This window comes from Devosia sp. Soil_C_22, assembly GCF_057657195.1.
This window is the reverse complement of sequence record NZ_JBDGIY010000001.1, coordinates 1,474,526-1,499,229: the sequence shown is the minus strand read 5'-3', so window position 1 is coordinate 1,499,229 and position 24,704 is coordinate 1,474,526. Positions and strand designations below refer to the sequence as shown.

At 66.8% G+C, this 24,704-nt stretch carries 24 protein-coding genes; 6 read left to right on the top strand and 18 right to left on the bottom strand.

Annotated features, from left to right (window positions below; translation table 11 throughout):
- Window positions 1-27: 27 nt before the first annotated feature.
- From AC3A6I_RS07160 to AC3A6I_RS07145, 4 genes are read right to left on the bottom strand one after another with little or no spacing between them, the layout of a single operon-like run.
- Window positions 28-852 carry an ABC transporter ATP-binding protein gene (locus AC3A6I_RS07160; RefSeq protein ID WP_487542963.1) on the bottom strand — a complete coding sequence of 275 codons (825 nt, stop codon included), beginning with the start codon at window positions 850-852 and terminating at the stop codon, window positions 28-30.
- Between the two features lie 14 nt (window positions 853-866).
- Window positions 867-1,922 carry a FecCD family ABC transporter permease gene (locus AC3A6I_RS07155; protein ID WP_487542961.1) on the bottom strand — a complete coding sequence of 352 codons (1,056 nt, stop codon included), beginning with the start codon at window positions 1,920-1,922 and terminating at the stop codon, window positions 867-869.
- On the bottom strand, window positions 1,919-2,947 hold the full coding sequence (locus tag AC3A6I_RS07150; protein WP_487542959.1) for a FecCD family ABC transporter permease: 1,029 nt from the start codon (window positions 2,945-2,947) through the stop codon (window positions 1,919-1,921). Before AC3A6I_RS07150 ends, AC3A6I_RS07155 begins: the two co-directional genes overlap by 4 nt.
- 1 nt (window position 2,948) lies before the next feature.
- Entirely contained in the window at window positions 2,949-3,902 is a 954-nt protein-coding gene (locus AC3A6I_RS07145) for an ABC transporter substrate-binding protein (protein WP_487542957.1), read from the bottom strand.
- Window positions 3,903-4,036: 134 nt separating this feature from the next.
- Here AC3A6I_RS07145 and AC3A6I_RS07140 point away from each other — a divergent pair, with 134 nt between their 5' ends.
- The gene (locus tag AC3A6I_RS07140) at window positions 4,037-4,426 is read left to right on the top strand and encodes a hypothetical protein (protein ID WP_487542955.1); all 390 of its coding nucleotides are present in this window, start codon (window positions 4,037-4,039) and stop codon (window positions 4,424-4,426) included.
- Between the two features lie 155 nt (window positions 4,427-4,581).
- Here AC3A6I_RS07140 and AC3A6I_RS07135 read toward each other — a convergent pair whose 3' ends face one another.
- From AC3A6I_RS07135 to recJ, 3 genes are all read right to left on the bottom strand, one after another.
- Entirely contained in the window at window positions 4,582-4,860 is a 279-nt protein-coding gene (locus tag AC3A6I_RS07135) for a hypothetical protein (protein WP_487542954.1), read from the bottom strand.
- 170 nt (window positions 4,861-5,030) lie between these two features.
- The gene (locus tag AC3A6I_RS07130) at window positions 5,031-6,266 is read right to left on the bottom strand and encodes a class I SAM-dependent methyltransferase (RefSeq protein WP_487542952.1); all 1,236 of its coding nucleotides are present in this window, start codon (window positions 6,264-6,266) and stop codon (window positions 5,031-5,033) included.
- Between the two features lie 129 nt (window positions 6,267-6,395).
- Window positions 6,396-8,186 carry a single-stranded-DNA-specific exonuclease RecJ gene (recJ, locus tag AC3A6I_RS07125; RefSeq protein ID WP_487542950.1) on the bottom strand — a complete coding sequence of 597 codons (1,791 nt, stop codon included), beginning with the start codon at window positions 8,184-8,186 and terminating at the stop codon, window positions 6,396-6,398.
- A 270-nt stretch (window positions 8,187-8,456) separates the two neighbouring features.
- Here recJ and AC3A6I_RS07120 point away from each other — a divergent pair, with 270 nt between their 5' ends.
- Window positions 8,457-9,404, top strand: a complete 948-nt coding sequence (locus AC3A6I_RS07120; protein ID WP_487542948.1) for a TIM44-like domain-containing protein — start codon at window positions 8,457-8,459, stop codon at window positions 9,402-9,404.
- A 175-nt stretch (window positions 9,405-9,579) separates the two neighbouring features.
- Here the strand turns inward: AC3A6I_RS07120 and glpX are convergent, their stop codons facing one another.
- The 3 genes from glpX to AC3A6I_RS07105 all read right to left on the bottom strand — a co-directional run bounded on the left by glpX (window position 9,580) and on the right by AC3A6I_RS07105 (window position 13,151).
- Window positions 9,580-10,560: a class II fructose-bisphosphatase gene (glpX, locus tag AC3A6I_RS07115; protein ID WP_487542947.1), complete on the bottom strand. Its 981-nt coding sequence runs from the start codon at window positions 10,558-10,560 to the stop codon at window positions 9,580-9,582.
- A gap of 38 nt (window positions 10,561-10,598) precedes the next feature.
- On the bottom strand, window positions 10,599-11,939 hold the full coding sequence (locus AC3A6I_RS07110; RefSeq protein ID WP_487544998.1) for a homoserine dehydrogenase: 1,341 nt from the start codon (window positions 11,937-11,939) through the stop codon (window positions 10,599-10,601).
- 246 nt (window positions 11,940-12,185) lie between these two features.
- Window positions 12,186-13,151, bottom strand: a complete 966-nt coding sequence (locus AC3A6I_RS07105) for an iron-siderophore ABC transporter substrate-binding protein (RefSeq protein ID WP_487542945.1) — start codon at window positions 13,149-13,151, stop codon at window positions 12,186-12,188.
- Between the two features lie 149 nt (window positions 13,152-13,300).
- Here AC3A6I_RS07105 and AC3A6I_RS07100 point away from each other — a divergent pair, with 149 nt between their 5' ends.
- Together AC3A6I_RS07100 and AC3A6I_RS07095 are read left to right on the top strand one after the other, a co-directional pair.
- The gene (locus AC3A6I_RS07100; RefSeq protein ID WP_487542943.1) at window positions 13,301-13,555 is read left to right on the top strand and encodes a type II toxin-antitoxin system ParD family antitoxin; all 255 of its coding nucleotides are present in this window, start codon (window positions 13,301-13,303) and stop codon (window positions 13,553-13,555) included.
- Window positions 13,552-13,857, top strand: a complete 306-nt coding sequence (locus AC3A6I_RS07095) for a type II toxin-antitoxin system RelE/ParE family toxin (RefSeq protein WP_487542941.1) — start codon at window positions 13,552-13,554, stop codon at window positions 13,855-13,857. Before AC3A6I_RS07100 ends, AC3A6I_RS07095 begins: the two co-directional genes overlap by 4 nt.
- Here AC3A6I_RS07095 and AC3A6I_RS07090 read toward each other — a convergent pair whose 3' ends face one another.
- The 5 genes from AC3A6I_RS07090 to AC3A6I_RS07070 all read right to left on the bottom strand — a co-directional run bounded on the left by AC3A6I_RS07090 (window position 13,858) and on the right by AC3A6I_RS07070 (window position 19,018).
- Window positions 13,858-15,072 (bottom strand): LL-diaminopimelate aminotransferase, encoded by a 1,215-nt coding sequence (locus tag AC3A6I_RS07090; protein ID WP_487542939.1) that lies wholly within the window; start codon window positions 15,070-15,072, stop codon window positions 13,858-13,860.
- Window positions 15,073-15,380: 308 nt separating this feature from the next.
- The gene (locus tag AC3A6I_RS07085) at window positions 15,381-16,403 is read right to left on the bottom strand and encodes a glycosyltransferase family 4 protein (RefSeq protein WP_487542937.1); all 1,023 of its coding nucleotides are present in this window, start codon (window positions 16,401-16,403) and stop codon (window positions 15,381-15,383) included.
- Window positions 16,404-16,712: 309 nt separating this feature from the next.
- A complete protein-coding gene (gene rpsI, locus AC3A6I_RS07080; protein WP_487542935.1) occupies window positions 16,713-17,198 on the bottom strand; it encodes a 30S ribosomal protein S9 in 486 nt (161 codons plus the stop codon).
- Complete coding sequence (gene rplM, locus AC3A6I_RS07075; protein ID WP_487542933.1) at window positions 17,198-17,662, bottom strand: 50S ribosomal protein L13; 465 nt, start codon at window positions 17,660-17,662, stop codon at window positions 17,198-17,200. Before rplM ends, rpsI begins: the two co-directional genes overlap by 1 nt.
- 306 nt (window positions 17,663-17,968) lie before the next feature.
- On the bottom strand, window positions 17,969-19,018 hold the full coding sequence (locus tag AC3A6I_RS07070; protein WP_487542932.1) for a COX15/CtaA family protein: 1,050 nt from the start codon (window positions 19,016-19,018) through the stop codon (window positions 17,969-17,971).
- A 91-nt stretch (window positions 19,019-19,109) separates the two neighbouring features.
- On the opposite strand from AC3A6I_RS07070, the gene AC3A6I_RS07065 reads away from it, so the two are divergent.
- Window positions 19,110-19,316, top strand: coding sequence for a DUF2842 domain-containing protein (locus AC3A6I_RS07065; RefSeq protein WP_487542930.1), 207 nt, complete (start codon window positions 19,110-19,112; stop codon window positions 19,314-19,316).
- A 157-nt stretch (window positions 19,317-19,473) separates the two neighbouring features.
- On the opposite strand, the gene AC3A6I_RS07060 is transcribed toward AC3A6I_RS07065, so the two are convergent.
- From AC3A6I_RS07060 to AC3A6I_RS07050, 3 genes are read right to left on the bottom strand one after another with little or no spacing between them, the layout of a single operon-like run.
- Complete coding sequence (locus tag AC3A6I_RS07060) at window positions 19,474-20,760, bottom strand: UDP-N-acetylglucosamine 1-carboxyvinyltransferase (protein WP_487542928.1); 1,287 nt, start codon at window positions 20,758-20,760, stop codon at window positions 19,474-19,476.
- Between the two features lie 35 nt (window positions 20,761-20,795).
- Window positions 20,796-21,830: a polysaccharide deacetylase family protein gene (locus AC3A6I_RS07055; RefSeq protein ID WP_487542926.1), complete on the bottom strand. Its 1,035-nt coding sequence runs from the start codon at window positions 21,828-21,830 to the stop codon at window positions 20,796-20,798.
- Window positions 21,831-21,835: 5 nt separating this feature from the next.
- On the bottom strand, window positions 21,836-23,968 hold the full coding sequence (locus AC3A6I_RS07050) for a GumC family protein (protein ID WP_487542924.1): 2,133 nt from the start codon (window positions 23,966-23,968) through the stop codon (window positions 21,836-21,838).
- Window positions 23,969-24,128: 160 nt separating this feature from the next.
- Between AC3A6I_RS07050 and AC3A6I_RS07045 the strand changes: the two genes are divergently transcribed.
- Window positions 24,129-24,689 (top strand): polysaccharide biosynthesis/export family protein, encoded by a 561-nt coding sequence (locus tag AC3A6I_RS07045; RefSeq protein ID WP_487542922.1) that lies wholly within the window; start codon window positions 24,129-24,131, stop codon window positions 24,687-24,689.
- Window positions 24,690-24,704 lie beyond the last annotated feature (15 nt).

The following is a 24,704-nucleotide window of genomic DNA, read 5'->3' as shown; positions in this document are numbered from 1 at the left end:
AGGCAGCCGGGTGCGAAGCCAACCGGGCTATTCGGCTGCCAGTCTCCGGCGCTGCTGGATGCGGTGGCGGCCGATGGGGACGATCATCGGCGAGTGCGAGACCGGGTCGGTAGCAACCTCGGCATCCATGCCGAACACGTCCTTCACCAGCCCCGCGGTGACGACGGCGCCGGGTGCGCCGGCGGCGGCGACCTTGCCGGCGCGCATGGCGACGATGTGGTCGGCGTAGCGGCAGGCGAGGTTCAGGTCGTGCAGCACGGCGACGACGGTGCGACCGCGCTGCTGCACGAGGTCGGTGAGCAGGTCCAGCACTTCGACCTGGTGGTTGATGTCGAGGAAGGTGGTGGGCTCATCGAGCAGCAGCAGTTCGGTTTCCTGGGCCAGCGCCATGGCGATCCAGACGCGCTGGCGCTGGCCGCCCGACAGCTCGTCGACGGCGCGGCCGGCGAGATCGAGCGTGTCGGTGGCCTGGAGCGCGGTCGCGACAGCCGCATCGTCGGCGGCGGTCCATTGGCGGAACCAGCCCTGGTGCGGGTAGCGGCCGCGGCCGACGAGATCGGCGACGGTGATCCCGTCGGGCGCGATCGGGGTCTGCGGCAGGACGCCGAGCCGGGTCGCGACTTCGCGGGTCGGCATGTCGCGGATGGCCTTGCCGTCGAGATAGACGCAGCCGGCGCGTGGGGTCAGCAGGCGGGCGAGGCCGCGCAGCAGGGTAGACTTGCCGCAAGCATTGGCGCCGACGATCACGGTGAACTGGGCCGGCGGGATTTCCAGCGACAGGTCCTCGACGATCACCCGGTCGGCATAGCCGAGCGTCAGGTCCGTGGCGGAAAGCTGGTGGTTGGCGGACATCGCAGGCCTCCGGGTCAACCGCCCTGCCCCGAACGATGGGCAGCGGCGAGCAGGTAGATAAGGAAGACGGCGCCGAGCGCGCCGGTGACGACGCCGACAGGCAACTGATTGCGGCCGAGCATGTGCTGGGCGACGAAATCGGCGGCGACGGTGACCAGCGCGCCGACCAGGGCGGAGGGCAGCAACGCGTTGCCGGCCGGGCCGAGCAGGCGGCGGGCGATCGGGCCGGCGACAAAGGCGACGAAGGCGATCGGACCGACGGCCGAGGTCGCGACGGCGGCGAGCAGCACGGCGACGAGGATGAGGCCGAGACGACTCCATTCCACGCGGGTGCCGAGCGCGGTGGCGGTGTCGTCGCCCAGCTGCAGGGTGCGCAGCGAACGCGACAGCCAGGCGGCCAGCGGGCAGAGCACCAGCATGGCGAGCGCGAGCGGGGTGATGGCTTCGAAGGTCGCGCCGTTGAGGCTGCCGATCAGCCAGGACAGCGCCTCCTGCACTTCCATGATGCGGGCGCGGGTGAACAGGAACGAGACGATGGCGCCGGCCATGGCCGAGATGCCGATGCCGATCAGCACCAGGCGGTATGGGGTGACGCCGCTGTTCCAGGCGAGGCCGTAAATCAGCAGCGCGGCAAGGATGGCCCCGCCGCAGGCGCTCAGCGACAGGGCGAAGCCGCTCCACTTGAACAGGATGATCGCCGCCACTGCGGCCGCGCTCGCGCCCATGGTGATGCCGACGATATCGGGACTGGCGAGCGGGTTGCGCAGGATGGTCTGGAAGATGACGCCGGACAGCCCGAAGGCGGCGCCGGCGAGGATACCGGCCATCAGGCGCGGCAGGCGCACGCCGAGCACGATGAAATCGCCGGCCGGATCGGTGACACCGGTGAAGGGCGAGAGCAGCGAGCGCAGCACGTCCTCGGGCGGCAGCGGATAGTCGCCGACGGCAATGGAGATCGATGCGACGACGATCATCAGCAGCACGAGGCCGCCGAGCACGATCGCGCCGCGGCCGCTCAGGCGCTTGCGGGCGGCGACGACCTCGCCGACGGGAGCGAAGGCGGTGCTCATAGCTCGGCCAGCTTCCTGCGCCGCACCAGCGCGATGAAGAAGGGCGCGCCGAGGGCGGCGGTGACGATGCCGACCTGCAGCTCACCCGGCGGCACGACCACGCGGCCGACAATATCGGCGCCGAGGAGCATGATCGGCGCGATCAGCATCGAGTAGGGCAGGATCCAGCGATAATTCGGGCCGGTGAAGACGCGCGCCACGTGCGGCACGGTGAGGCCGACGAAGGCGATGGGACCGGCGGCGGCGGTGGCGGCTCCGGCAAGGATCACCGCGGCGATACCCACGAGTGCGCGCGAACGCTGCACCTTCATGCCGAGGCCGCGGGCGACGTCGTCGCCCAGCGCGAGGCCATCGAGGATGCGCGAGGTGGCGAGCGCGAGCACGATGCCGGCGAGGATGAAGGGCGTCACCTGGATCAGGATGTCCATGGTGCGGCCGGTCAGCGCGCCGACCTGCCAGAAGCGGATCTGGTCGAGGGTCTCGACATTGGTGATGAGGATGGCGCTGGTGACCGAGGTGATGGCGGCGGTGACCGCGGCACCGGCCAACGCCAGCTTCACCGGCGTGGCACCCTCGCGGCCGAGCGAGGCGATGACGTAGACCACCACCATGGCGAGGCCGGCGCCGAGGAAGGCGAGCCAGACATAGCCTGACAGCTGGGGGATGCCGAATACGGAGATGCCGAGGACGACGCAGAGCGTCGCGCCGGCCTCGATGCCGAGGATGCCGGGATCGGCCAGGGGATTGCGGGTCGCGCCCTGGAGGATTGCGCCGGAAAGGCCGAGCGCAGCGCCGACCAGCAGGCCGACCAGCGTGCGCGGCAGGCGCAGGTCCATGATGATGCGGTGCGTCGTCTGGGTGGGATCGAAAGCGAAGAGCGCGTTCCAGATGTCACCCAGCGCGATCGGGCGGGCGCCAACGGTGATCGAGAAGAACAGCACGCCCACCAGCAGGCCGGCGAGCAGGACAAAGCCGCCAGCGCGGGTCGCCGGCGCGAGGCCCTGCGCTGCCTGGGCGGCCGGCACGTCAGTCGCCGACGTTAGGGTCGGCAGCGTCGATGGCGACGGTCAGCTTGTCGAGCGCACCGGCATAAGCGGCATAGTTGCGCAGCCAGAAGGCGGGCCAATCGGTCATCTGGTCGGCCGCGGCGGCGCGGATGGTGGTCCAGGTCGCCTGAGCCTTCGCCGTCGCCATGGTCGACGCCTGACGATCATCGACCATGACCAGGTCGGGCTGATACTTGTCGGCGTTCTCCCAGCTTACAGTCTCCCAGTAGCCGCGATCGTCGGCGACTTCGGGATCGATCAGCTTGAGGCCCCAGGAGGCGAAGTCGATGAGCTCGGCCGAACCGGCGGTGGCGGCGACGTAGAGCGCATCCGTGCCGGCCCAGACGGCGAGAGCCGTGAGATCGGGCTTGGCCGCGACGGCTGCCTTGAACCTTTCGCGCGATGCCGCGAACGCGGCCTTGTCGGCGGCGACCCGCGGGGCAGACAGGTCGGCGCCGAGGCTGGACGCCAGCGTCTCGTAGTCCTCGATCAGGGTGACGATCGAGTCGCCCTGGGTCGGGCCGGTGATCGGGGCGATCGGCTTCAGCGCGGCAACGAGGTCGTCACCGCCGCTCCAGGTTTTGTCGAGCGGCCAGTATTCGGCAATGATCAGGTCGGGCTTGAGCGCCGCCGCCTTCTCGATATTGGCCTCGCCCCAGGCTTCGCCGATGATCTCGATGCCGGTGAGGTCGAGCCCCTGGAGCGCCTTGGCCTCGGTGACGGTGCTATCGGCATAGATGCCGACGGGGCGGATGCCGAGCGGGATGAGGCCTGCTGCCGCATCCTGGCTGGCAATGATGCGCTCGGGAACGTGGTCGAGCGTTACGGTCTGGCCGGTGCTGTCGGTGTAGCTCCACTCCACGCCGAACGCCGTTCCGGCGAGCAGGCCCGAGACGGCGATGCTGGCAACGATGACGGCGGTGCGGAGAAACATGGCAACGGCCCGGATAGTTGAGAATTGCGGTCACCTATCGACGCCGAATGTTGAATAGTCAAGTCATGTTTGGGAGTCACACGGCCTTAGCCAATCGGCGCTATTCTGGATCTGCAACGCGAGACCGAGGCCACGTGATCGAGCTGCCCCAGATCATCGAGGAGTACTGGTACGCCCTCGATTGGGACGTCGAGGCGCTGTGGGCGCTCGACCTGCCGGCGGAGCTGTTTCCGATCGACAAGCTGCTGTGGCATCTCGATGTGCCGCTGTGGCCGCTCGAGGACGAGCGCTACGTATTGACGCCACGCCAGGTGCTGCGCTCGCCCTATCGCTACGACAAGGAATATCGCCGCGTGCGACTTGCGAGCCTGGTGTTTCCCATCGAGATCACCCGCCACCGCGGCCGCTGGCTGATCCTCGACGGCGTGCACCGGCTCACGCGGGCGCATGAAGACGGGAGCGACACGATCTACGTGCGCAAGGTGCCGGGACGGTATCTCAGGCGGCGGGATGAAACGCCCTAGGTGGGACCTGCAAATCGGCCGAGCCACAGGGTGTCACCCCTGCGGAAGCAGCGGGCCAACGCGCAGCCCGAGCTGCAGGAGAGGTGGATCCCTGCTTTCGCAGGGATGACAGCTGGTGGGGTTGGAACGGTCCGAGCCCGAAAGCGACCCTCGCCCTAGGCCGCGCTCGCAGCCGTTGCCGCGCCGACCCGGTAAGGCGTGAAGCTGCGGCCTGCGCCGGCGTCATGGAGGCTGGACCAGATGACCCAGTAGCGGCCCTGCTCGTCGGGCACCAGCACCTCGGCCTCGCGGTCGGTATGAGCCTTGAAGCGGCCCATGGACCGCGCCTCGAGCGCCGCGCTCTCGCGGGAGTCGAAGGGGCCCTGGGCCGCGCCTTCGAAATCGACCCACCAGTTGTCGCGACTCCGGATCACCAGAAACAGAGCTTTTGCCATGCCGACCGCCCCCGACCGCACCACGCTGCAAATATTGCAGATTCTTGGTACATGTCTCGCAACTGAAGCGAATTTCAACAGACATTCGGTCGCAGCGATAGCGAAGCAACACGAAGTCTATTGAAACAAAAGCGACATAATCGTTGCTTCGGCACGATCGCCGACCACGACTACTCCGGACGGCGGTACTGGTAGATGCCGACGTCGATGGAGCCTTCGGCGAAGCCCGCCTCGCAATAGCTGAGGTAATACACCCACTTGCGGCGGAAGTCCTCGGTGTAGCCGAGCTTCTTGATTTCGTTCCAGCGCTCGAGGAAGCGTTCGCGCCACAGCGCCAGCGTCCTCGCGTAGCTGAGCCGGAAGGTCTCGACCTGCTCGAGGATGAGGCCGACCCGGTCGCCCTGCTCCTGCATGGCGGTCTTGGTCAGCAGCATGCCGCCGGGGAAGATGAAGCGCTGGATGAAATCGGGGCGCGACTTGTAGTCCTCGAAATCCCGCTCGCTGATGGTGATCGCCTGGATCGAGGCGGTGCCGCCGGGCTTCAGCCGGTCATGCACGGTCTTGAAGTAGCTGGGCCAATGCTCCTCGCCCACCGCTTCGATCATCTCGATGGAAGCGACGTGGTCGAACTGGCCCTGCGTGTCGCGATAATCCTCGAAATGCATTCTGGCGAGGCCATCGAGGCCCTGCCGCTGCAGGCGCTCGTTGGCGTATTTCAGCTGCTCGGCCGAGAGCGTGATGCCGTAGACCTCGGCGCCAAAATCCTTGCTGGCGATCTCGGCGAAACCGCCCCAGCCGCAGCCGATCTCCAGGATGCGATGGCCGGACTTGACGCCCGCCATCTCGGCGACCTTGCGATACTTGGCGTGCTGCGCGTCCGTGAGGCTCTGATCGTCGGCGGTGAAATAGGCCGAGGAATAGGTCATCGAGGGGTCGAGCCACTCGGAATAGAAGTCATTGCCGAGGTCGTAGTGCTCGGAAATGTTCTTCTTGCTGCCTTCCCTCGAATTATGCCGGCTCAGGTGATAGCTGATGTCCTGGGCGGCGCGGCCGTACCAGGAATTCTCGCCGCTATCGAGCACGTCGCGGTTCTGCAGGAAATAGCGGAACAGCGCGGTCAGATCGTCGATCTCGACGTCGCCGTCGATATAGGCCTGCGCGAAGCCGACGGTGCCGCGCTTCAGCGTCTTGCCGAGCACCTTGAAGTTGTGCAGCACGAGCCGGGGGTGCTCGCCGGTGCCGGGCTGGCCGAAGGTGCGTATCGAACCGTCGGGGAAGGTGATGGTCACAGCCCCATGCCTGGGGCGGCCAATCAGTCGTCTGCCGACCCAGGCGGCGCCAGTCGAGGCGAGCCGGGTCCAGAGCGTGGGGGCACTTGCCTGGGTGTTCGGTGCAAGCTGATCCATTACGCGCAATCCAGATAATCGGCGCCGCGGCAGTCGGACCATGCGGCCCGCGTCATGATCAGCGACGCTCTTGAAAGAGCGTGCACTTTAGCCGCGAAACGTCGATATGCAAGCATGAGTTGAAGCGCTTCAGCCCGGCCTCGCGAGATCGGTGACGCGGAATTGCACCTCCTCGCGGCCCTGCCAATGATCGATATTGAGCGTGCCGGCGAGATGCAGCGGGGCGTCATTTCCCGCGCTCAGCAGAGCTTCGCCGATGGCATTGGCGGCGGCGCGGAAGGCGATGGCCTTGAGCCGGCCGCCATCGTCGGAGGTCAGCGTGAACTTCACATGCCCCGCCCCGCCGACCACCTCGGCGAACCTGGCCTTGTGGGCAGGAAACGCGAAAACCGGCTGCGGACTGGCCGAGCCGAAGGGCCCTGCCCGCTCGACCTCGCGCACAAATTGGGGTGTTGCGCCACGGGCAGTGAGTGCCGCATCGATGGGCAAGGCAGTGATCGCGCGGGCCGCAGCGACGTAGTCGCCCAGCCGCTCCGTTATATGGGCACGGAACGGGCCGAGCTGGCCGGGCGTCAGCGTCACGCCGGCCGCCATGGCGTGGCCGCCGCCCTTGGTGGCGAGCCCCTGCTCCACCGCCTCGATGACGGCCGAGCCGAGATCGACGCCGGGCATGGAGCGGCCCGAGCCGGTGCCGGTGCCGTCGGGACCAAGGGCGATGGCGAAGGTGGGACGCTCGAAGCGCTCGCGCAGGCGCGCCGCGATCAGGCCGACGATGCCGGGGTGCCAGTTGGCCGAGGCCAGCACCAACACGGGCGGGCCGTCGCCGCTGCCGATCTCGGCCTCGGCAGCGCGGCTCGCCTCCTCCACCGCCTCGATCTCGATGCGCTGGCGCTCGGCGTTCAGTTCGTTGAGCTGGGCGGCGATGATCATGGCCTGCTGCTCGTCGTCGAGGGTGAGCAGGCGCGTCCCCAGCGCGGCGTCGCCGATACGGCCGCCGGCATTGATGCGCGGGCCGATGAGGAAGCCGAGATGGTAGGTATTCATCGGTCCCGACAGGCGGGCCGCGAGGGCTAGCGCGCCGATGCCCTTGTTGGAGCCGGTGCGCGCGATCTCGAGGCCGCGGGCGACAAAGGCGCGATTGAGGCCGGTGAGTGGGACGATGTCGCAGACGGTGGCGAGCGCGACGAGGTCGATCATCGCCATCAGGTCGGGCAACCCGCTGTCGCCGCGCTGGCGCAGCAGGCGATTGACGGCGACCAGCACCATGAAGGTGACGCCGGCGGCGCAGAGATAGCCGAGGCCGGAGATATCGTCAGGCCGGTTGGGGTTCACCAGCGCGGTGGCGGGCGGCAGCTCGTCGTCGGAGAGGTGATGATCGACCACCAGCACGTCGAGACCGCGCTCAAGCGCATGGGCGATCGGCTTATCGCTGGTGGTGCCGCAGTCGAGCGTGACCAGCAGCTGCGCGCCGCCGGCGATCAGCTTGTCGATGGCGCCGGTATTGGGGCCATAGCCCTCGAAGATGCGGTCGGGGATGTGGACCTGAGGTTTCAGGCCGAAATGGCGGAGATAGCGCACCATCAGCGCCACCGAACAGGCGCCGTCGACGTCGTAATCACCGAACAGGGCGATCTGCTCGTTGTCGGTGATGGCCTTGACCAGCCGTTCGGCGAGCTTGTCCATGTCCGCCAGCGTCGACGGGTCGGGCATCAGCTCGCGCACGGTCGGCTGCAGGTAGCGCTCGGCGTGGTCGACATCGACACCGCGCGCCGCGACGATACGCGAGAGGATGTCGGAAAGCTCGGTGCGCTGGCCGATGGCGGCGGCCATGCGGGCGGCCGCCGGATCCAGCCGATCCACCCAGGACCGCCCGGTGGCGGAGCTCGAGACACCGAGGAAATAGCGGAGCGGCTCGTCCATATGTTCGGGAGGTAAGCCGTGTTGACGACATAGTCGAGAGGTGTTGGCGGTTATCCTCGCCCGCTTAGCCAAACTCGATGTCATCCCAGCGAAAGCCGGGATCTATTTGTCCTCCCGCGCGTGGGGTGAGTTGGATCCCAGCTTTCGCTGGGATGACAGCCGGTGGAGGATTGGCCATCAGGGCGAAATCGGACGCTGCGGCCTTGCGGCCTCTAAACTTCTGCGGCGGGCATCCCCATATAGCGAACATCGTTTTCAATGGGGACCACAATGTTCGCCAAGTCTGGCTTCCGATCCACCGCTCTCCTCGCCACCCTCGTGATGGCGTTGTCGCTGGTTGCGGTCGATACGGCCGAGGCGCGGCGCGGCGGCAGCTTCGGCAGCCGCGGCATCCGCACCGAGCGCTCGATCCCAGCCACCAACGTTTCGCCCAACGCCACCACGCCGGTGCAGCGCACCATGACCAATGGCCAGCAGAACACCGTCGGCAACGCCACCACTGCGGCCCGGCCGGGCCTGTTCGGCGGCTTTGGCGGCGCGCTATTGGGCGGCCTGCTGTTCTCGGGCCTGTTCGGCATGCTGTTCGGGTTCGGCTTTGGCGGCTTTGGCGGCATGCTCGCCTTGCTCGCGCAGGTCGTGATCATCGCCCTCATCGTCGGCTTTTTCCTCCGCCGTCGGCACCCGGCCATGGCGGGCGGCGGCAACACTAACGGCTATCGCTTCGAAGCGCCGCGCGGGCAGAGCTATGGTGGCGGTGGCCGTCCGGCGAATGCGGCGCCGCGCTCGAGCGCCTCGCAGCGGGCCGGCGGGCGGGACGAGATCGGCGTCGGCGATGCGGACCTGTCCGTGTTCGAGCAGCGCCTGAACCAGCTGCAGGACGCCTACTCGCGCGAGGACTATACAGCGCTGCGCCGGATTTCGACCGCCGAGGTGATGAGCTATCTCGCCGAGGAACTGGGCGAGAACGCCAGCAAGGGCCTGCGCAACGAGGTCTATGACGTGCGTCTGCTCGAAGGCGATATCGCCGAGGCCTGGCGCGAGGGCGGCACGGAGTTCGCCACGGTGGCGCTGCGCTACGAGTCGCGCGACATCACCCGCAACCGCGCCACCGGCGAGATCGTCAGCGGCGAGGACGACGTGACCGAGACCACCGAGGTGTGGACCTTCACCCGCCGCAATGGCAGCGAGTGGCTGGTGAGCGCGATCCAGGAGGCGTAAGCCCCGGGTTACTGAATGAGAAAGGGCCGCCCGGTGGGCGGCCCTTTTGTTTTTGATGCACACCAGCATATCGCTCCCCTCCCCCTTGCGGGGAGGGGCGGGGGGCCATCGGCGATCGCCGCACGACCCCCACCCTCAATCCCTCCCCGCAAGGGGGAGGGGAGCCCGACCAGCCCTACCGGTGATGTTCCGCCGTGATCCAGCGGACAGTCTGGCTCCAGGAGCGCATGACGACCGTGTTCGTCCGCACCGTGCTCTTGCCGAACCGCACGCCCGACAGCAGCGAGCCATCCGTCACGCCGGTGGCGGCGAAGAAGACATCGCCAGAGGCGAGCTCGTCGGTGCGGTACTTCTTGTTGGGGTCGGCGACGCCCATCTTGCGAGCGCGCTCGCGCTTGTCCTCGCTGTCGAGGATCAGCCGGCCCTGCATCTGGCCGCCGATGCAGCGCAGCGCCGCCGCCGCCAGCACGCCTTCGGGGGCACCACCGGAGCCGAGATAGATGTCGATGCCGGTATCCTCGGTGTTCACCGCGTGGATGATGCCGGCGACGTCGCCGTCCGAGATCAGCTTGATGGCGACGCCGGCCGAGCGCAGGTCGTCGATCAGCGCGGCATGGCGCGGCCGGTCGAGCACGCAGGCAGTGATTTCGTTGACCGGCACGCCCTTTGCGCGCGCCAGCGCAGTGACGTTTTCCTTCGGCGAGGCATCGAGATCGACGAGGCCATCGGCATAGCCGGCGCCGATGGCGATCTTGTGCATGTAGACGTCCGGGGCGTTGAGCAGCTTGCCGCGCTCGGCCATGGCCAGCACGCAGATCGAATCCGGCTGGTTCTTGGCGCACAGCGTCGTGCCTTCGAGCGGATCAACGGCGATATCGACCTCGGGGCCATCGCCAGCGCCGACTTCCTCGCCGATGAACAGCATCGGCGCTTCGTCGCGCTCGCCTTCACCGATGACGATGCGACCCTCGATATGGACATTGCCCATCTCGCGGCGCATGGCCTCGACGGCGGCTGCGTCGGCCGCCTTCTCGTCGCCCTTGCCGCGCCATGCCGAAGAGGCAATGGCCGCCGCTTCGGTGACGCGCACCAGTTCGAGGGTGAGCGAACGGTCGATGGCTGCCTGCCGGTCAGCATCCGTCTTGTTGAGCTTCATGGGCACTCCCTGCCCCGCCGCAGGGGGCGTCAGTGGTACTAAAGTTGCTCGATCCGGATCATCTGCGGATCGCCGAGGATGAAGCCGTCGGACTTGATGCGCGCAAGCGCGTCACGCACCGACTGCTCCAGCGTGGACTGCGTCAGGAGCACGACGGTGCGCACCTCCGATTCCACAACGCCGGGCTCGCTAACACGCAAATCCGGACGCTGGATGACACTCTCGAGCGAGATGCCGGCTTCACCCATGCGGGTAGCAATAGCGGCAAACGCGCCGGCTACGTCCCTGACATTTAGTCGGATGTAGTAACCGCCCTCATGCGCGCGCATCGGCGCCTGCCGGTAGGGCGTGAGCTCGGCCGAGGCGACACCGAGCGGCGGCACCTTGGTGCCGCGGGCGATATCGAGGATGTCGCTGAGCACCGACGAGGCGGTCGGCGGGCCACCGGCGCCCGGGCCGGCGAGCAGCAACTCGTGCACATGGTCGGTTTCCAGCGCCACCGCGTTCAGCACGCCATCCACCCCGGCAATGGCCGAGGTTTTCGGCACGAGCGTGGGGTGCACGCGCTGGTCGATGCCGTCATTGGAGCGCTGGGCGATGCCGAGCAGCTTGATCTTGTAGCCGAGGTCGCTCGCTACCTTGATGTCAGCCTCGCTGATGGTGGTGATGCCCTCGACGAAAATCTCGTCGGGCGCGATCTCGCAGCCGAAGCAGAGCGAGGCGAGAATGGCGAGCTTGTGGGCAGTATCGAAACCCTCGACGTCGAAGGCCGGATCGGCCTCGGCATAGCCGAGCTTCTGCGCATCGGCGAGGCAATCGGCAAAGCTGATGCCCTCGTTGCCCATGCGCGAGAGGATGTAGTTGCAGGTGCCATTCATGATCCCGTAGACGCGGGCGATGCGGGCCGAGCCGAGGCCCTCGCGCAGCGTCTTGATCACCGGGATGCCGCCGGCCACCGCGGCCTCGAAACCGAGCTGCGCGCCCGACTCCTCGGCCACCTTGGCGAGCGTTACGCCATGGCGGGCGAGCAGCGCCTTGTTGGCGGTGACCACTGGTCGACCAACCTCGAGCGCCGCCTTCACAGCGGCCAGCGCCGGGCCGTCTTCACCGCCGATCAGCTCGACGAACAGGTCGATGCTGTCGGATTTCGCCAGCGCCACGGGATCGTCGAACCATTCGAGCTCGCGGGTATCGATGCCGCGGTCGCGGCTGCGCGAGCGGGCACAAACAGCGGTGACGGCGATCTTGCGGCCGAGTTTTCGGGTCAGCTCCTCACCATCCTTCTGGATGATGCGCACCAGCGTGGCGCCGACATTGCCGAGCCCGGCGACGCCGATGCGTAACGGCGCTTCCAGCGCCTCATCGGCCTGCTCCTGCATGGCCTTGAGGATACGGGCTCGCGTGTCCGAACGCGGTTCGCGGCCCTCGCGCAGGTCGAACACGAACAGCGGATCGCCCGCGATGGTCCGGCCAAAGCGCGTCGGCGTCCACCCGCGCGCAGCGATAAAGGCTTCAACGGACTGGCGGAATGACTGGATATCGGACATGGCTAGGCTCTGGACTAGAGAGGTCCGAGCTATGGATAGGAAAGGGCCTATCCGTCAATAGGATTGATGGAAATAGCCCTACTTCCCCAGCTTTCGCGCTGCTTCTGCGATCAGCTCGAAATAGCGCGGGATGCCCCATTCGATCGACAGCGCGCTCGAGGAAATGACGGACATGTTGAGCATGCGGTCGTCCATCAGCGCGTAGGCGCCCGTGGCGATCTGCGGGGCCGACTGTACGTAGCTGCGGCCCAGCCACTCGGCACCGGCCTCGCTGGTGGAGAAGAACGGGATCAGCACATCGGCCGGAATCCGGTCGAAATTCTCGTAACTGAGCGGATACCAGAAGCCTTCCGTTGTGCCGGCCGCTTCGGGCTTTTCCGGGATGGTAAGGCCGGCCAGCGCCAGCAGCTTGGCGCGCGCATCGTCGGCCGAGTGGATGGCTGCCGCGCCATTGTAGTCGAGCAGCGTCACAGCGCTCAGCCCAGCCATCTCGGGGTGCCTGGCGGCTTCGTCCCTGATGAACTGCTCGAGCTCGGCGACCAGCGCCCTGCCCTCGTCAGGCTTGCCCATGGCCTTGCCCGCGATGGTGATCACCTCCTGCCACGAGGCAGTCCACGGCGTCGTCGGATAGGCGACGACCGGGGCGAGCTGGCTCAGCAGCTTGTACTCGTCGCCGGTGATGCCGGAATAGACGGCGAGGATCAGGTCGGGCTTCAGCGCGGCGATCTTCTCGATCGGCGCGCCGCCGGTGTCGTCGAAGGCCTCAGGCAACGGCGCGCCCATGGCGGTGACGGCCTCCTCGATCCACGGCGTGTAGTCGCTGTCCCAGCCTTCCGAGCGGAAGCTCGGCATGCCCACGGGCACGGTGCCGAGGGCGATGGCGGCGTCGGTCGAGGACCAGCCGAGCGTCACGATGCGCTTGGGCTCGGCCGGGATCGTGGTCTCGCCGAGCGCGTGTTCTATGATGACAGGAAAGGATTGCGCGGCAGCCGGCGCGATCGCGACGACCAGCAGTGCAGCGGCAGCGATGAAGCGGCGGAACATGATATGGCCCTCGGTTGAAACCGAAAGCTGATAATCACAGTCATCTTATTTGGGCAAGTGTGAACCGCTGCGCTGTGTCCGATCAGCACCCTGGCTTGATGTCAATCTTTGCGCAGTTTATGTTATTTTGAGCTGTGCGGGAGAGCGTCATGAACGTATCCATAGGCGAGCACTGGGAAGCCTTTGTGGACGAATTGGTACGGAGCGGCCGGTTCGGTTCGGCCAGCGAGGTGATCCGTCATGGTTTGCGGCGGGTCGAGGCGGAAGAGGCGCAGCTTCAGGCGCTGAAGAACAGCCTGGCGGCGACCATCGCCGAGGATGTCTGGTACTCCGCTGACGAGGTCGTAGACTACGCGAACAGCACGTTGCACGAAGACGCGCCCGATTTCACGCCGAAGAAGTGAGCGCGGTTCGCTTCAGCGGTCGTGCCCGGGCACAAGTCCGTGCCATTGCGCGCTACCTCTACCAGCGGACGGGTGATGATCGCGCCGGAGAGCAGTTCGTCCGCGAGCTTGAGGCCCGCATGCTTAAGTTTGCTGGACTTCCCGGCACGCTCGGACGACCGCGCCCCGAACTCGGCGATGGCCTCCGCAGCTTGCCGCACCACGCCTACGTGATCATCTTCCGCTATGGAAGCGACACAGTCGACGTGGTGCAAGTGCTACACGCCCGCCGCCGCACGGGCGCAGCGTCTGGAGACGGCTGACTACTTCGCCGAAGTGAGCGGCACCACATTCCCGTGGGTCGGCTGGCCGGCGAGGAATTTCTTGATGTTGCGGGCGGCCTGGCGGATGCGCTGCTCGTTCTCGACCAGCGCGAGGCGGACATACTGGTCACCATACTCGCCGAAGCCGACGCCAGGGGCGACGCCGACGCCGGTCTCCGAGATCAGGAGCTTGGCGAACTCGAGCGAGCCCATATGGGCGAACTGGTCGGGGATCGGAGTCCAGGCGAACATGGTCGCCTTGGGCGACGGGATGTGCCAGCCGGCGCGGGCGAAGCTCTCGACCATCACGTCGCGGCGGTCGCGATAAATGGTGCGGACCTCTTCGATGACCTTGTCGTCGCCGTTGAGCGCGGTGGCCGCCGCGACCTGGATCGGGGTGAAGGCGCCGTAGTCGAGATACGATTTTACCCGCGCCAGCGCCGCGATCAGCCGCTCGTTGCCGACGGCGAAGCCGACGCGCCAGCCCGGCATCGAGTAGGTCTTGCTCATCGAGGTGAACTCGACGCTGATATCGATGGCGCCGGGTACTTCGAGCACCGACGGCGGCACGTCTTCGTCGAAATAGATCTCGGCATAGGCCAGATCGGAGAGGATGAAGATGTCGTGCTCTTTGCAGTACTTTACGACCTCTTTGTAGAAGTCGAGCGTGGCGGTGTAGGCGGTCGGGTTGGCCGGGTAGTTCAGCACCAGCGCGATCGGCTTGGGAATCGAGTGGCGAACCGCCCGATCCAGCGCGCGCATGAAATCCTCGTTCGGATCGGCGGGCATGGAGCGGACGACGCCGCCGGACATGATGAAGCCGAAGGAATGGATCGGATAGGTCGGGTTGGGCACCAGCACCACATCGCCCGGCGCGGTGATCGCCTGCGCCATGTTGGCAAAACCTTCCTTGGATCCGAGCGTCGCGACCACCTGCGTGTTGGGGTCGAGCTTCACGCCGAAGCGACGGCCATAGTAGCTCGCCTGGGCCTTGCGCAGGCCGGGGATGCCGCGCGAGGTGGAGTAGCGGTGGGTGCGCGGGTCCTTCACCGTCTCCTTGAGCTTGTCGACGATGGCCTGCGGCGTCGGCAGGTCCGGGTTGCCCATGCCGAGGTCGATGATATCGACGCCGTTGGCACGCAGCCGCGCCTTGATCGGGTTGATGTGGTCGAAGACGTAAGGCGGCAGGCGGCGGATACGGTGAAAGTCGTTCATTGGAACCTCTGGACCCGCGACGCACGCTAGCGGGGTGCACGCAACCCTCTCATGGGATGCCGATTATCGCGGAATTATGGTTTTGACTCGGTTAAGCGGCGGCTACGCCACTTGGCTCGTTTGGTTCCGCTCTCCCCGGCCGCCCGGCGGCCATCGGGGAGAGCTAGCGAGCGGGGGCCTTAGCGCGCGCGAGCACTCCGGCTGCAAAGCCGGCCGCTGCGATTGGCGCTGCTACTCCCTGAGTCATCGACCCGTCCTTGGCGAGGTATCCTCTGGCTTTAGGGGCGGATTGGGGCTTGGTCAAGGCATCACGCCCTGTCGCGCGTCGGCAGATAGCTCAAGAACTGGTCGGCGCTGGCGGCCCAGGAGAAATTCTCGGCATAGGCGCGGCATTCCTCGCGCGAGACGTCGAGGGCCTTCAGCGCGGCGGTACGGAGGTCCGCGTCGAGCACGCCCACGGGAGCGTCTCCGATCACATCGATCGGGCCGGTGACCGGGTAGGCGGCGACGGGCGTACCGCTGGCCAGCGCCTCGAGCAGTACGAGCCCGAAGGTGTCGGTCCTCGAGGGGAATACGAAGACATCAGCAGAGGCGAAGAGCGCTGCCAGTTCCTCGCCCTGCTTGGGGCCGAGGAAGGTGACATCGGCATACTCGGCCTTCAGCCGCTCGAGGCTGGGGCCGCCGCCGACCACGAGCTTGGTGCCGGGCAGGTCGAGGCCGAGAAAGGCCTCGATGTTCTTTTCCACCGCCACACGGCCGACATAGAGGAAAACCGGACCCGGATAAGGCAGCGTGCTGCGCCTCGCCGGGTTGAACAGCGCGGTGTCGACGCCCTTCTGCCAGATCACCGCATTGGAGAAGCCGCGATTCTCGAGCAGCGTCTTGAGGTGCGGCGTGCCGACGAGGCAGTATTTCGCGGCGCCGTGGAACCAGCGCAGGAAGCGATAGCTCCAGCGCAGCGGCACCGGCAGGCGGGCGCGCAGATATTCCGGGAACTGCGTGTGATAAGCGGTCGAGAACGGCACCTTGTTCCGCCGGCACCAGCGCCGGGCGATGATGCCGAGCGGGCCTTCGGTGGCGATGTGGATGGCGTCGGCCCCGGCTTCCTCGATCTTCGCGTAGACCGGCTTCATCAGCGTGCGGCTCAGCCGGATCTCGCCGTAGCCGGGCATGGGAAAGGTCTTGAACGCGTTGGGCGTCAGCATCTTGACGGTGATGCCGCGCTTTTCCATCTCGGCCGCCACCAGTTCGATCGAGCGCACCACCCCGTTGATCTGCGGGTGCCAGGCGTCGGTGACGATGAGAACGGTGCGAGGCGTTGGCTGCGGCATTGGCTGCTCTGTTATTCGTGCCGCCATCGGTACCGTGGGGCCAAGCAGGCCGCAAGGCGGCGCACCGGCGCAGGCACGCGCCGGGCTTATTACGTGCGGGCTGGGCTGCTGTGGAGATCAATTTTGCGCGGGTCATTCCCGCGCAAGCGGGAATCTCTGTTTTCCGTACGCGCAGCCAAACGGAGGTCCCCGCTTTCGCGGGGATGACCCGGCGGGCAATTGCGTCCTTCCGTGTGAAGCGAGAGCTGCGCCCAAAAGCAAAGGGGCCGGATCGCTCCGGCCCCTCGTGCAAAACTGAAATCTCGAGACTTAGCGCTTCGAGAACTGGAAGGAACGACGGGCCTTGGCCTTGCCGTACTTCTTACGCTCGACCACGCGGCTGTCGCGGGTCAGGAAGCCACCCTTCTTGAGCACGGCGCGCAGTTCGGGCTCGTAGTGGGTCAGCGCCTGGCTGATGCCGTGGCGAACCGCACCGGCCTGGCCGCTGAGACCGCCGCCCGAAACGGTGGCGATCACGTCGTACTGGTCGACGCGCGAGGCGGCGACGATCGGCTGCTGCAGGATCATCTGGAGCACCGGGCGGGCGAAGAAGGCGTTGAACTCCTTGCCGTTGACGGTGATCTTGCCGGCACCCGGCTTGATCCAGACGCGGGCGATGGCGTTCTTGCGCTTGCCGGTGGCGTAGGCGCGACCTTCCTTGTCCAGCTTCTGGACGTGGACGGGAGCCTCGTTGACGACTGTAGCAGCGACGTTGGCGGTGCCCAGGTCTTCGAGCGAATTGATGGTCTCGGCCATTACTTGGCCCTCACATTCTTGGAGTTGAACGAGCCGACGTCGAGCTTCACCGGCGACTGGGCCTCGTGCGGGTGGGCCTCACCGGCATAGACGCGCAGGTTGCCGTACTGCTTGCGGCCGAGCGGACCCTCGGGGATCATGCGGCGCACGGCGTTCTGGAGCACGCGCTCGGGGAAACGGCCCTCGAGCAGCTGGCGCTGGGTGCGGTCCTTGATGCCGCCCGGGTGGCCGGTGTGCCAGAAGAAGCGGCGCTGGTCGAGCTTCTTGCCGGTCAGCTTCACCTTGTCGGCGTTGATGACGATGACGTTGTCGCCCATGTCCATATGCGGGGTGTAGGTCGGCAGATGCTTGCCACGCAGGCGCATCGCGATGATCGAGGCGAGACGGCCGACGACCAGATCCTTGGCGTCGATCAGGACCCACTTCTTGTCGATCTCGCTCGGCTTTACCGAGAAGGTGCTCATTGTTGTTTTCCTTGAGGAAGGCGGCGGACAGGTGACCCATGCCACGGATTTCGTGGCGCGGATATACGGGCGAGATGGATGGACGTCAAGCGGGAAGATTTTTACGCGTGATTTCAATGGCTTGCGTGATGGGTATTATTATACCACATGCTAAGCCCTTGATTTCATTTGATCTCTCCTCCTCCACGGAGTCACCCCGGCGCAGGCCGGGGCCCATCCTGAGGTCGAAACTATATCTACCGACTGCAGAGGCATCTCAGGATGGATCCCGGCCTGCGCCGGGATGACATCGAGTGGGAGGCGAACTCAGCTCCGCCGCGGCGTGGCGTCCGCGAGATAGGCGATCACCGCGCCCGCCAGCATGAACGCGAGCGCCTGGTGGCCCAGCGCCAGCGAGATCGGGACCATGGCGAGGAGCGTGGCGATGCCGAGCACGACCTGCAGCGCCACCAGCGCGCCGATGCGCGGCAGCCAGCCATTCACCCCACCGAAACCGCCGCGCCGGCCTTGCCGCCACAACAGCCAGCCGACATAGACGACGACGACATAGGCGATCATGCGGTGGATGAACTGCACCGTCAGCGCGTTCTCGAACAGGTTGCGCCACAGCGGATCGATGGCGTCGAGCCCCTGCGGGATCAGCGCCCCGTCCATCAGCGGCCAGGTGTTGTATCCCATGCCGGCATCGATGCCCGCGACGAAGGCGCCGGCGACGATCTGTAGCTCGATGAGCAGCAGCAGGCCCCAGCCGGCCCAGCCAGGACTGGACGCGACCTTCACGGGCTCGAGCCGCCGCGCCACCCAGATCAGCGCGAGGAACAGCAGCGAGGCGGCGAAGAGGTGCGCGGCCAGCCGATATTGCGACACCGAGGTCAGTTCGGTGAGGCCGGACGACACCATCCACCAGCCGAGCACGCCCTGGAAGCCGCCGAGCAGGAACAGGCCGGCCAGCGGCCAGGCGAGGTCGCGGGTGAAGCGGCGCTGGACGAGGAAGATCACGAAGGGAACGGCGAAGGCGAAGCCGAGGAAGCGGCCGAGGAAGCGGTGCGCCCATTCCCACCAGAAGATGAACTTGAAGTCCTCTATCCCCATCCAGCTGTTCTGGACGCCCTGCGGGATCTGCTTGTAGGCCTCGAACTCGGCCTGCCAGTCGGCATCCGACAGCGGCGGGATGGTGCCCGAGATCGGCCTCCACGAGGTGATCGACAGTCCGGATTCGGTCAGCCGGGTGGCGCCGCCGACCACGACCATGGCGAGCACGAGCAGCGCCATGACATAGAGCCAGACGCGCACCGGCTTCAGCCGGTCGCCGGTTGCGGGGGATGTGGCGGTTTGAGCGGTTGCGCTGATGGTCAACTTGGCATTCCTTTGTGCCCGCCCTACTCCCGGCCGGGCTGCAAGACAATGGCCGCCTTTGCCGCATCCATCACATTACCCCGATGAGCAGATGACCCAGTCGACCCGCAAGCTCCTTGGCCTGTTCCTGATCCTCGGCTCGCTGATCGTCTGGTCGGTGCTGGGCATGTGGATCTACATGAGCTTCCTCACCGCGGCCGCCTGGTGGCTGCTGATCGGCGTTCTCGCCGCCATAGGCATGGGCTGGTTCTTCCCGGCGACGTGGATCATCCGCTGGATGGCCAAGCCGGACAAGTAGAGGCTCACGATCCCTCCCCGCCACAGGGTCACCCCGGCGCAGGCCGGGGGCCCATCCTGAGGTCTTTCAACCTTTGTCGATGGCAGCGACTACCTCAGGATGGATTCCGGCCGGCGCCGGAATGACACCGAGTTTTTGGCACAGACACTGACCGCCCCTACTCCCAGCGCACGCCCGCCCCGAGGGCGCTCAGCTTTTCCACGAAATGCGGATAGGCCCGCCGGATCGGGTCGGCATTCTTGATGCGCGACTCGCCGGGGATCTGGATCGCCGCCAGCAGCAGCGCCACCACCACGCGGATGATGTAGGGCGCCTCGACCGTGGCGGGGCGCAGCCGGTTGCCGCCGAACACGATCAACCGGTGCGGGTCGGACAGGTGCACGCGCGCCCCGAATTTCAGCAGCTCGGCGCTCCAGCCCAGCGCCCCCTCGTAGACCTTGTTCCAGAACATGATGTCGCCGGTGCAGCCAACCGCGATGCCCACCGCATGCGGCAGCAGGTCGGCGGGGAAATAGGGCCACGGCGCCGCTTCGATCTTGGGCAGCATCTCGGCGGTGTAGGGTTCGGTGATCTCGCGCGTCCAGCCGGTGGCGGTGATCCGCCCCTCCTCGACCTCGAACTGGAGGCCGAGCTTGCCGAGCTGGCGCAGGATCAGCGTCATGTGCGGACCCATGTCGGTCTCCACCGTCAGCCGGCCGCCGGTGACCGCGCCGATGGCGAGGAAGGTCGCGACCTCGTGGTGGTCGTCCGGCACGCGCGCCACGGTGCCGCTGAGCCGCCCGACGCCACGGATGGTCAGCTTGGAGGTGCCGATGCCGTCGATGTCGGCGCCCATGGACGCGAGCATCTCGCACAGCGCCTGCACATGCGGCTCGGAGGCGGCATTGTTGAGATGCGAGGTGCCCTTGGCCAGCACCGCAATCATGGCGAAGGTTTCGGTGGCGGTGACCGAAGCGTAGTCCGGCCACAAGTCGGCGCCGCGAATCTCGTTGCGCCGCTCGATGCGATAGGGATGGGTGCCGGCGATCACGCCGCCGAAGCGCTCGAGGATTTCGAGATGCGGGTCGATCTCGCGTACGCCAAGCGCACAGCCCTTGGCCTCGGTGTCGAAGATCAGGAAGTCGGAGCGCAGCAGCACCGGCGCCAAGAGCAGCACGGCGGCGCGGATGCCTACCGGCAGCTCGGCGTCGGAGGCGGCGAAGGCGGCGAAATCGTGCTTGATGGTCAGCGTCTGCGCGCTGAGGTCGCGCGACACAGCCGAGCCCTTGGAGCGGAAATACTCGACCAGCTTGTCGATATCGCTGATCTCGGGGACGTTGGTGAGCGTCACCTCCTCGTCGGTGAGCAGCGTCGCGCACAGCATGGGCAGCACGGCATTCTTGTTGCCGGAGGGGCGGATGGTGCCGGAAATGGGCCGCGCACCGTCAACGATCAGATCAGACATCGATCACCTGGAACAAAGGGGATAGCTTCCATAGCCTAGCGACGCAGCAGCGAAAACACGCCGGGCGTGGCATAGACGTCGGCATAGCGCTTCGCCTGCCGCGCGCCATTCAATCGCACCCGCGGCAGAGCATGGAGTGCGTGGCGATCGGCGGCGTAGATACCGCCGGGCCGAGTGGTCACCGCGGTGTGCAGGCCCAGTTCGCGGGCTATGGCGAATTCACGCGGACCGGCCGAATCCTTCTCGCCGAATGGATAACTCAGGTGCAGCGGCGTCTTGCCGAACTGCGCCCTGAGGATGCGGAGCGATTGCTCCATCTCGTTGCGCGCATCGGCGGGCGCGAGCTTGCTCAGCTCATAGCCGTGCACCGTGCCGGCGCCGATGGTGCAGAGCGGCTCGGCGGCGAAGCTGCGCAGGTCGGACCAGTCCAGCACCAGCTCGCGGCAGTGGCGGGAAAGGTCGAAGCCATACTGAATGGCAAGATCTCGGATCAGCTTGACCCGATCCGCCTCGGGCATCGCGCGCATGCGCCGATAGAGGCTGCGATAGGCGCGCCGCTTCTCGTCTGTGGTCGCGGTGGCGAAATACTCGGTTTCCCCGCCACTCATCACGGCGAGCGCATTCTGACCGGCAACGATCTCCTCGAGCGCCAGCCACCAGACCTCGCCGACGCCATCGACCAGTGCTGTGGGCACGAACAGCGTGAACGGGGTTTGCAACCGCCTCAGGATGGGCAGCGCGTAGTGCTGCGTGTCGCGCCAGGCGCCCTCGAAGGTCAGCACCGCGAAGCGTTTGGTCGGATCGTCGTTTTCGGTTCGGCGCGCCGCCTCGTCGAGATCGACGATATCGAGCCCCAGTTCGCGGAGGCGGAGGATCAGCTGATGCAGGAACTCGGGCTTGACCTGCATGGCCGCGTTCGGAGCGAAATCGGCGGGATCATCGGGCAGCACGCGATCGAGGCGAAGGATGATGCCCTTGGCCTTCGATTGCCGGCGGATGAGGCGCGTGAGCTGGCTCGCCCAGAGCAGATCGAAGGCGGCGCCGACCAAGCTGTCCTTGAGTTCCGCCATCCGGCCTATGCCACGTCCGCCTGCACGGTCGGCAGTGTTACGACGCGGCCCAGGGTGAAGCCAAGTGCACCGATGGCGCGGCGGGCGCGGCCGATGGCGACCGGGCCGGCGTCGTCACCCGCGACCAGCACGACCGTGGCGCGCGCGCCGGAGAAAAGCGGCAGGCTCGATTCGGCGTCGGCGCCACCGGTATCGACGATCACCACATGGTAGATGTCGGCCAATGCCTCGATCAGGGTGAGGGGGCGGGAAGAGTGCGTGTCGAGCGCGGGCAGCCGGCCCCACTGCACCTCGGCGAGGTTCTCGGCAGCGCGCTGCACGACCTCGCCATAGTCAGCGCGGCCAGCCGCGAGATCGGTGAGGCCGGCGGCAGACGAGACTTCGCCGCTGGCAGCATCCACGACCACGGCGCTGAGGTCGGCGATGATGGTTTCCGCGAGCAGCCGTTCGACCACGGGGACGACACCCATGCCGCTGCCGACCGTAGCAAGCAGCACGGTGCGCAACTGCTGCGTCGTCACGGCCGCAGCGAGCGCGGTGAGCTCGTCGGAGACCACAGGCGTCGAAGCCGGCTCGGGGGCGGCGGCGAAAGGCTCGAACCCTTCACCGGCCTCGTCTTCAGCCGCGAACGCCGCTTCGATGTCGAGTTCCTCGACCGCTACGTCATCGATATCTTCCCCGTCGAACAGGATGTCCTGCGCAGCCCACTCGAGGCGGGCATCGTCCTCGGCCTCGAGATCGCTCGCGGTGCTCCCGGGCACAGCCCGGGGCCTTGCGGAGGCGTCCCCAACCGGCTCGGTCGGGGCTATCCGCGGCGGAGCCAGGTCGCCGAGCATGGCGGCGCCGACCTGCAGCACCAGCGCGGCGAGACCAACGGCAGCCAGGGTGAGCGGAACGTTCGGGGAAGCCGGCTCGGCGGCCGGCGTGGCCTCCGACACCAGGCGGACATCGGCCGGTGCGGTGGAGCCGCCGCGCGACACGCCGTCGGCGTAGCGGGCGAGGTAGCTGTCGAGCAGGTCGCGCTGCGCCTGGGCTTCGCGCTCGAGACCGACCAGCGTGACGCCGTTCGCCGCCGCATCGCCGGCCGTGAGCCTGGCGCGCTCGAGCTCGCCGCGCAGGCGCTGTTCGAGATCGGCCTCGACCTTGGCCTCGGCGTCGAGCGCGGCAGCGACCTTGGCGCCCTCGGTGGCGATCTGGCTGTCGACCGCGGCGATCTGGCTCCGCAGCGCCTTGATGGTGGGGTGGTTGGCGAGCAGCGTCGTCGACTTCTGCGCCAGCTCGGCCGACAGTCCGGCCTTGGTCTGGAGCAGCCCCTGCACCACGCCCGACTTCTGCACGTCGGCGACGCCATCGAGCGGCTGGCCCGCCGCGATGAGGTCGCGGACCACCTTGGCGCGCGCCTCGGCGGAATTGCGGCGCGCCTGCGCCTCGGCGATCTGCGACGAGACGGTGGTGACCTCGCTGTCGCCCTGCCCGCTCAGCAGCAGGCCGTGCTCGGAGCGATAGTCGGCGACGGCGGCCTCGGCCGTGCGCAGCTTGCCGCGCTGCTTCTCGATTTCCTGCTGCAGCCAGGCGCTGGCGTCCGCCGCCTCGGCGAGCGCCTGCGTGGCGCGGCGGTTCACATAGCCGCGGGCCACGGCATTGGCGATGCGGGCGGATAGCGCTGGGTCGCCGGAACGCGCGACCACCGACAGCAGTGCCGAATCACGCTCGCGCACCACGCTCACGCGATCGGCGAGATTGGCGAGAACGGTTTCGTCGAGCGAGCGGGCATCGCCGCCCTGCCCCATGAGCCGCATCAGCAGCGACACCGGCGCAAAGCCTGTATCGGTGAACTCGCGCTCGGAGCGCAGGTTCTCGGCATCGACCACCTCGAGCAGCAGGTCGCGTGAGGTAATGAGCTCGGCCCGGCTCGACATCACGGCGTCAAAATCGGCGGCGCCTGCCTCGCCCTGCGCGGCAACCAACAGGCTGGCCGTCGACTCGTAGCTCCTGGGCACCAGCATCAGCACAGTGGTCGTGACAGCCAGCGCCAGCGCGGTCACCAACGCAATGCGCAGGATGCGGGCCAGCGAAAAGCGCCGCACAGCGGCGGTTTCGGTCGACTGGCCAGCGGCGCTCTCGACATCGGGATTCAAGGGCAACCCTCGCAAATGACCCTGCGAGCTATGACCCCATCGTGGTCAACATTCGGTTAAGTCGGTGCAATTTGCAAAACGGTCCGGCGCCGGTAAGCGGAATGTTAACCATAAGCGCCCGATGCTCAGGACACTGATCAGAGTGTTTTTGGGTTAGGCCATGCGCTGGCTGCGATTGATTTTCCTGCTGCTCGTCGTCCCCCTGTCCGCCTGCGCGGTGAGCCCGAGGGCGTCGACCTATCTGGTCGAGGTGAAGGGTCCCTACCTGCTCGATACGGGCGATGTCGTGCGCGTGTCGGTCTATGGCGAGGCGGAGCTGACCAAGAGCTATTCGGTCGATGATGCCGGCGCCCTGTCGCTGCCGCTGGTCGGCCCGGTGCCGGTGCGCGGCAAGACCACCCAGGCGACTGCCAAGGCGATCACCGCCGCGCTGGCGCAGGGCTATATTCGCGAGCCAAGTGTCGCAGTCGAAATCGAGACTTATCGGCCGTTCTTCATCCAGGGCGAAGTCGATAATGCCGGCCAGTTCGCCTATGTCTACGGCATGACGGTGCGCGCCGCGATCAGCACGGCCGGCGGCTATACCGACGATGCGAGCGAGAAGAACGCCTATGTCTATCGCCGCCAGGGCAACCAGATGGTGCGCGGCGCGGTCGACCTCGATTTCCCGATCTATCCGGGCGACACCATCGTCGTGCCGAAGCGGGCGCTGGCGCAGTAACGCTGCCGCATATCT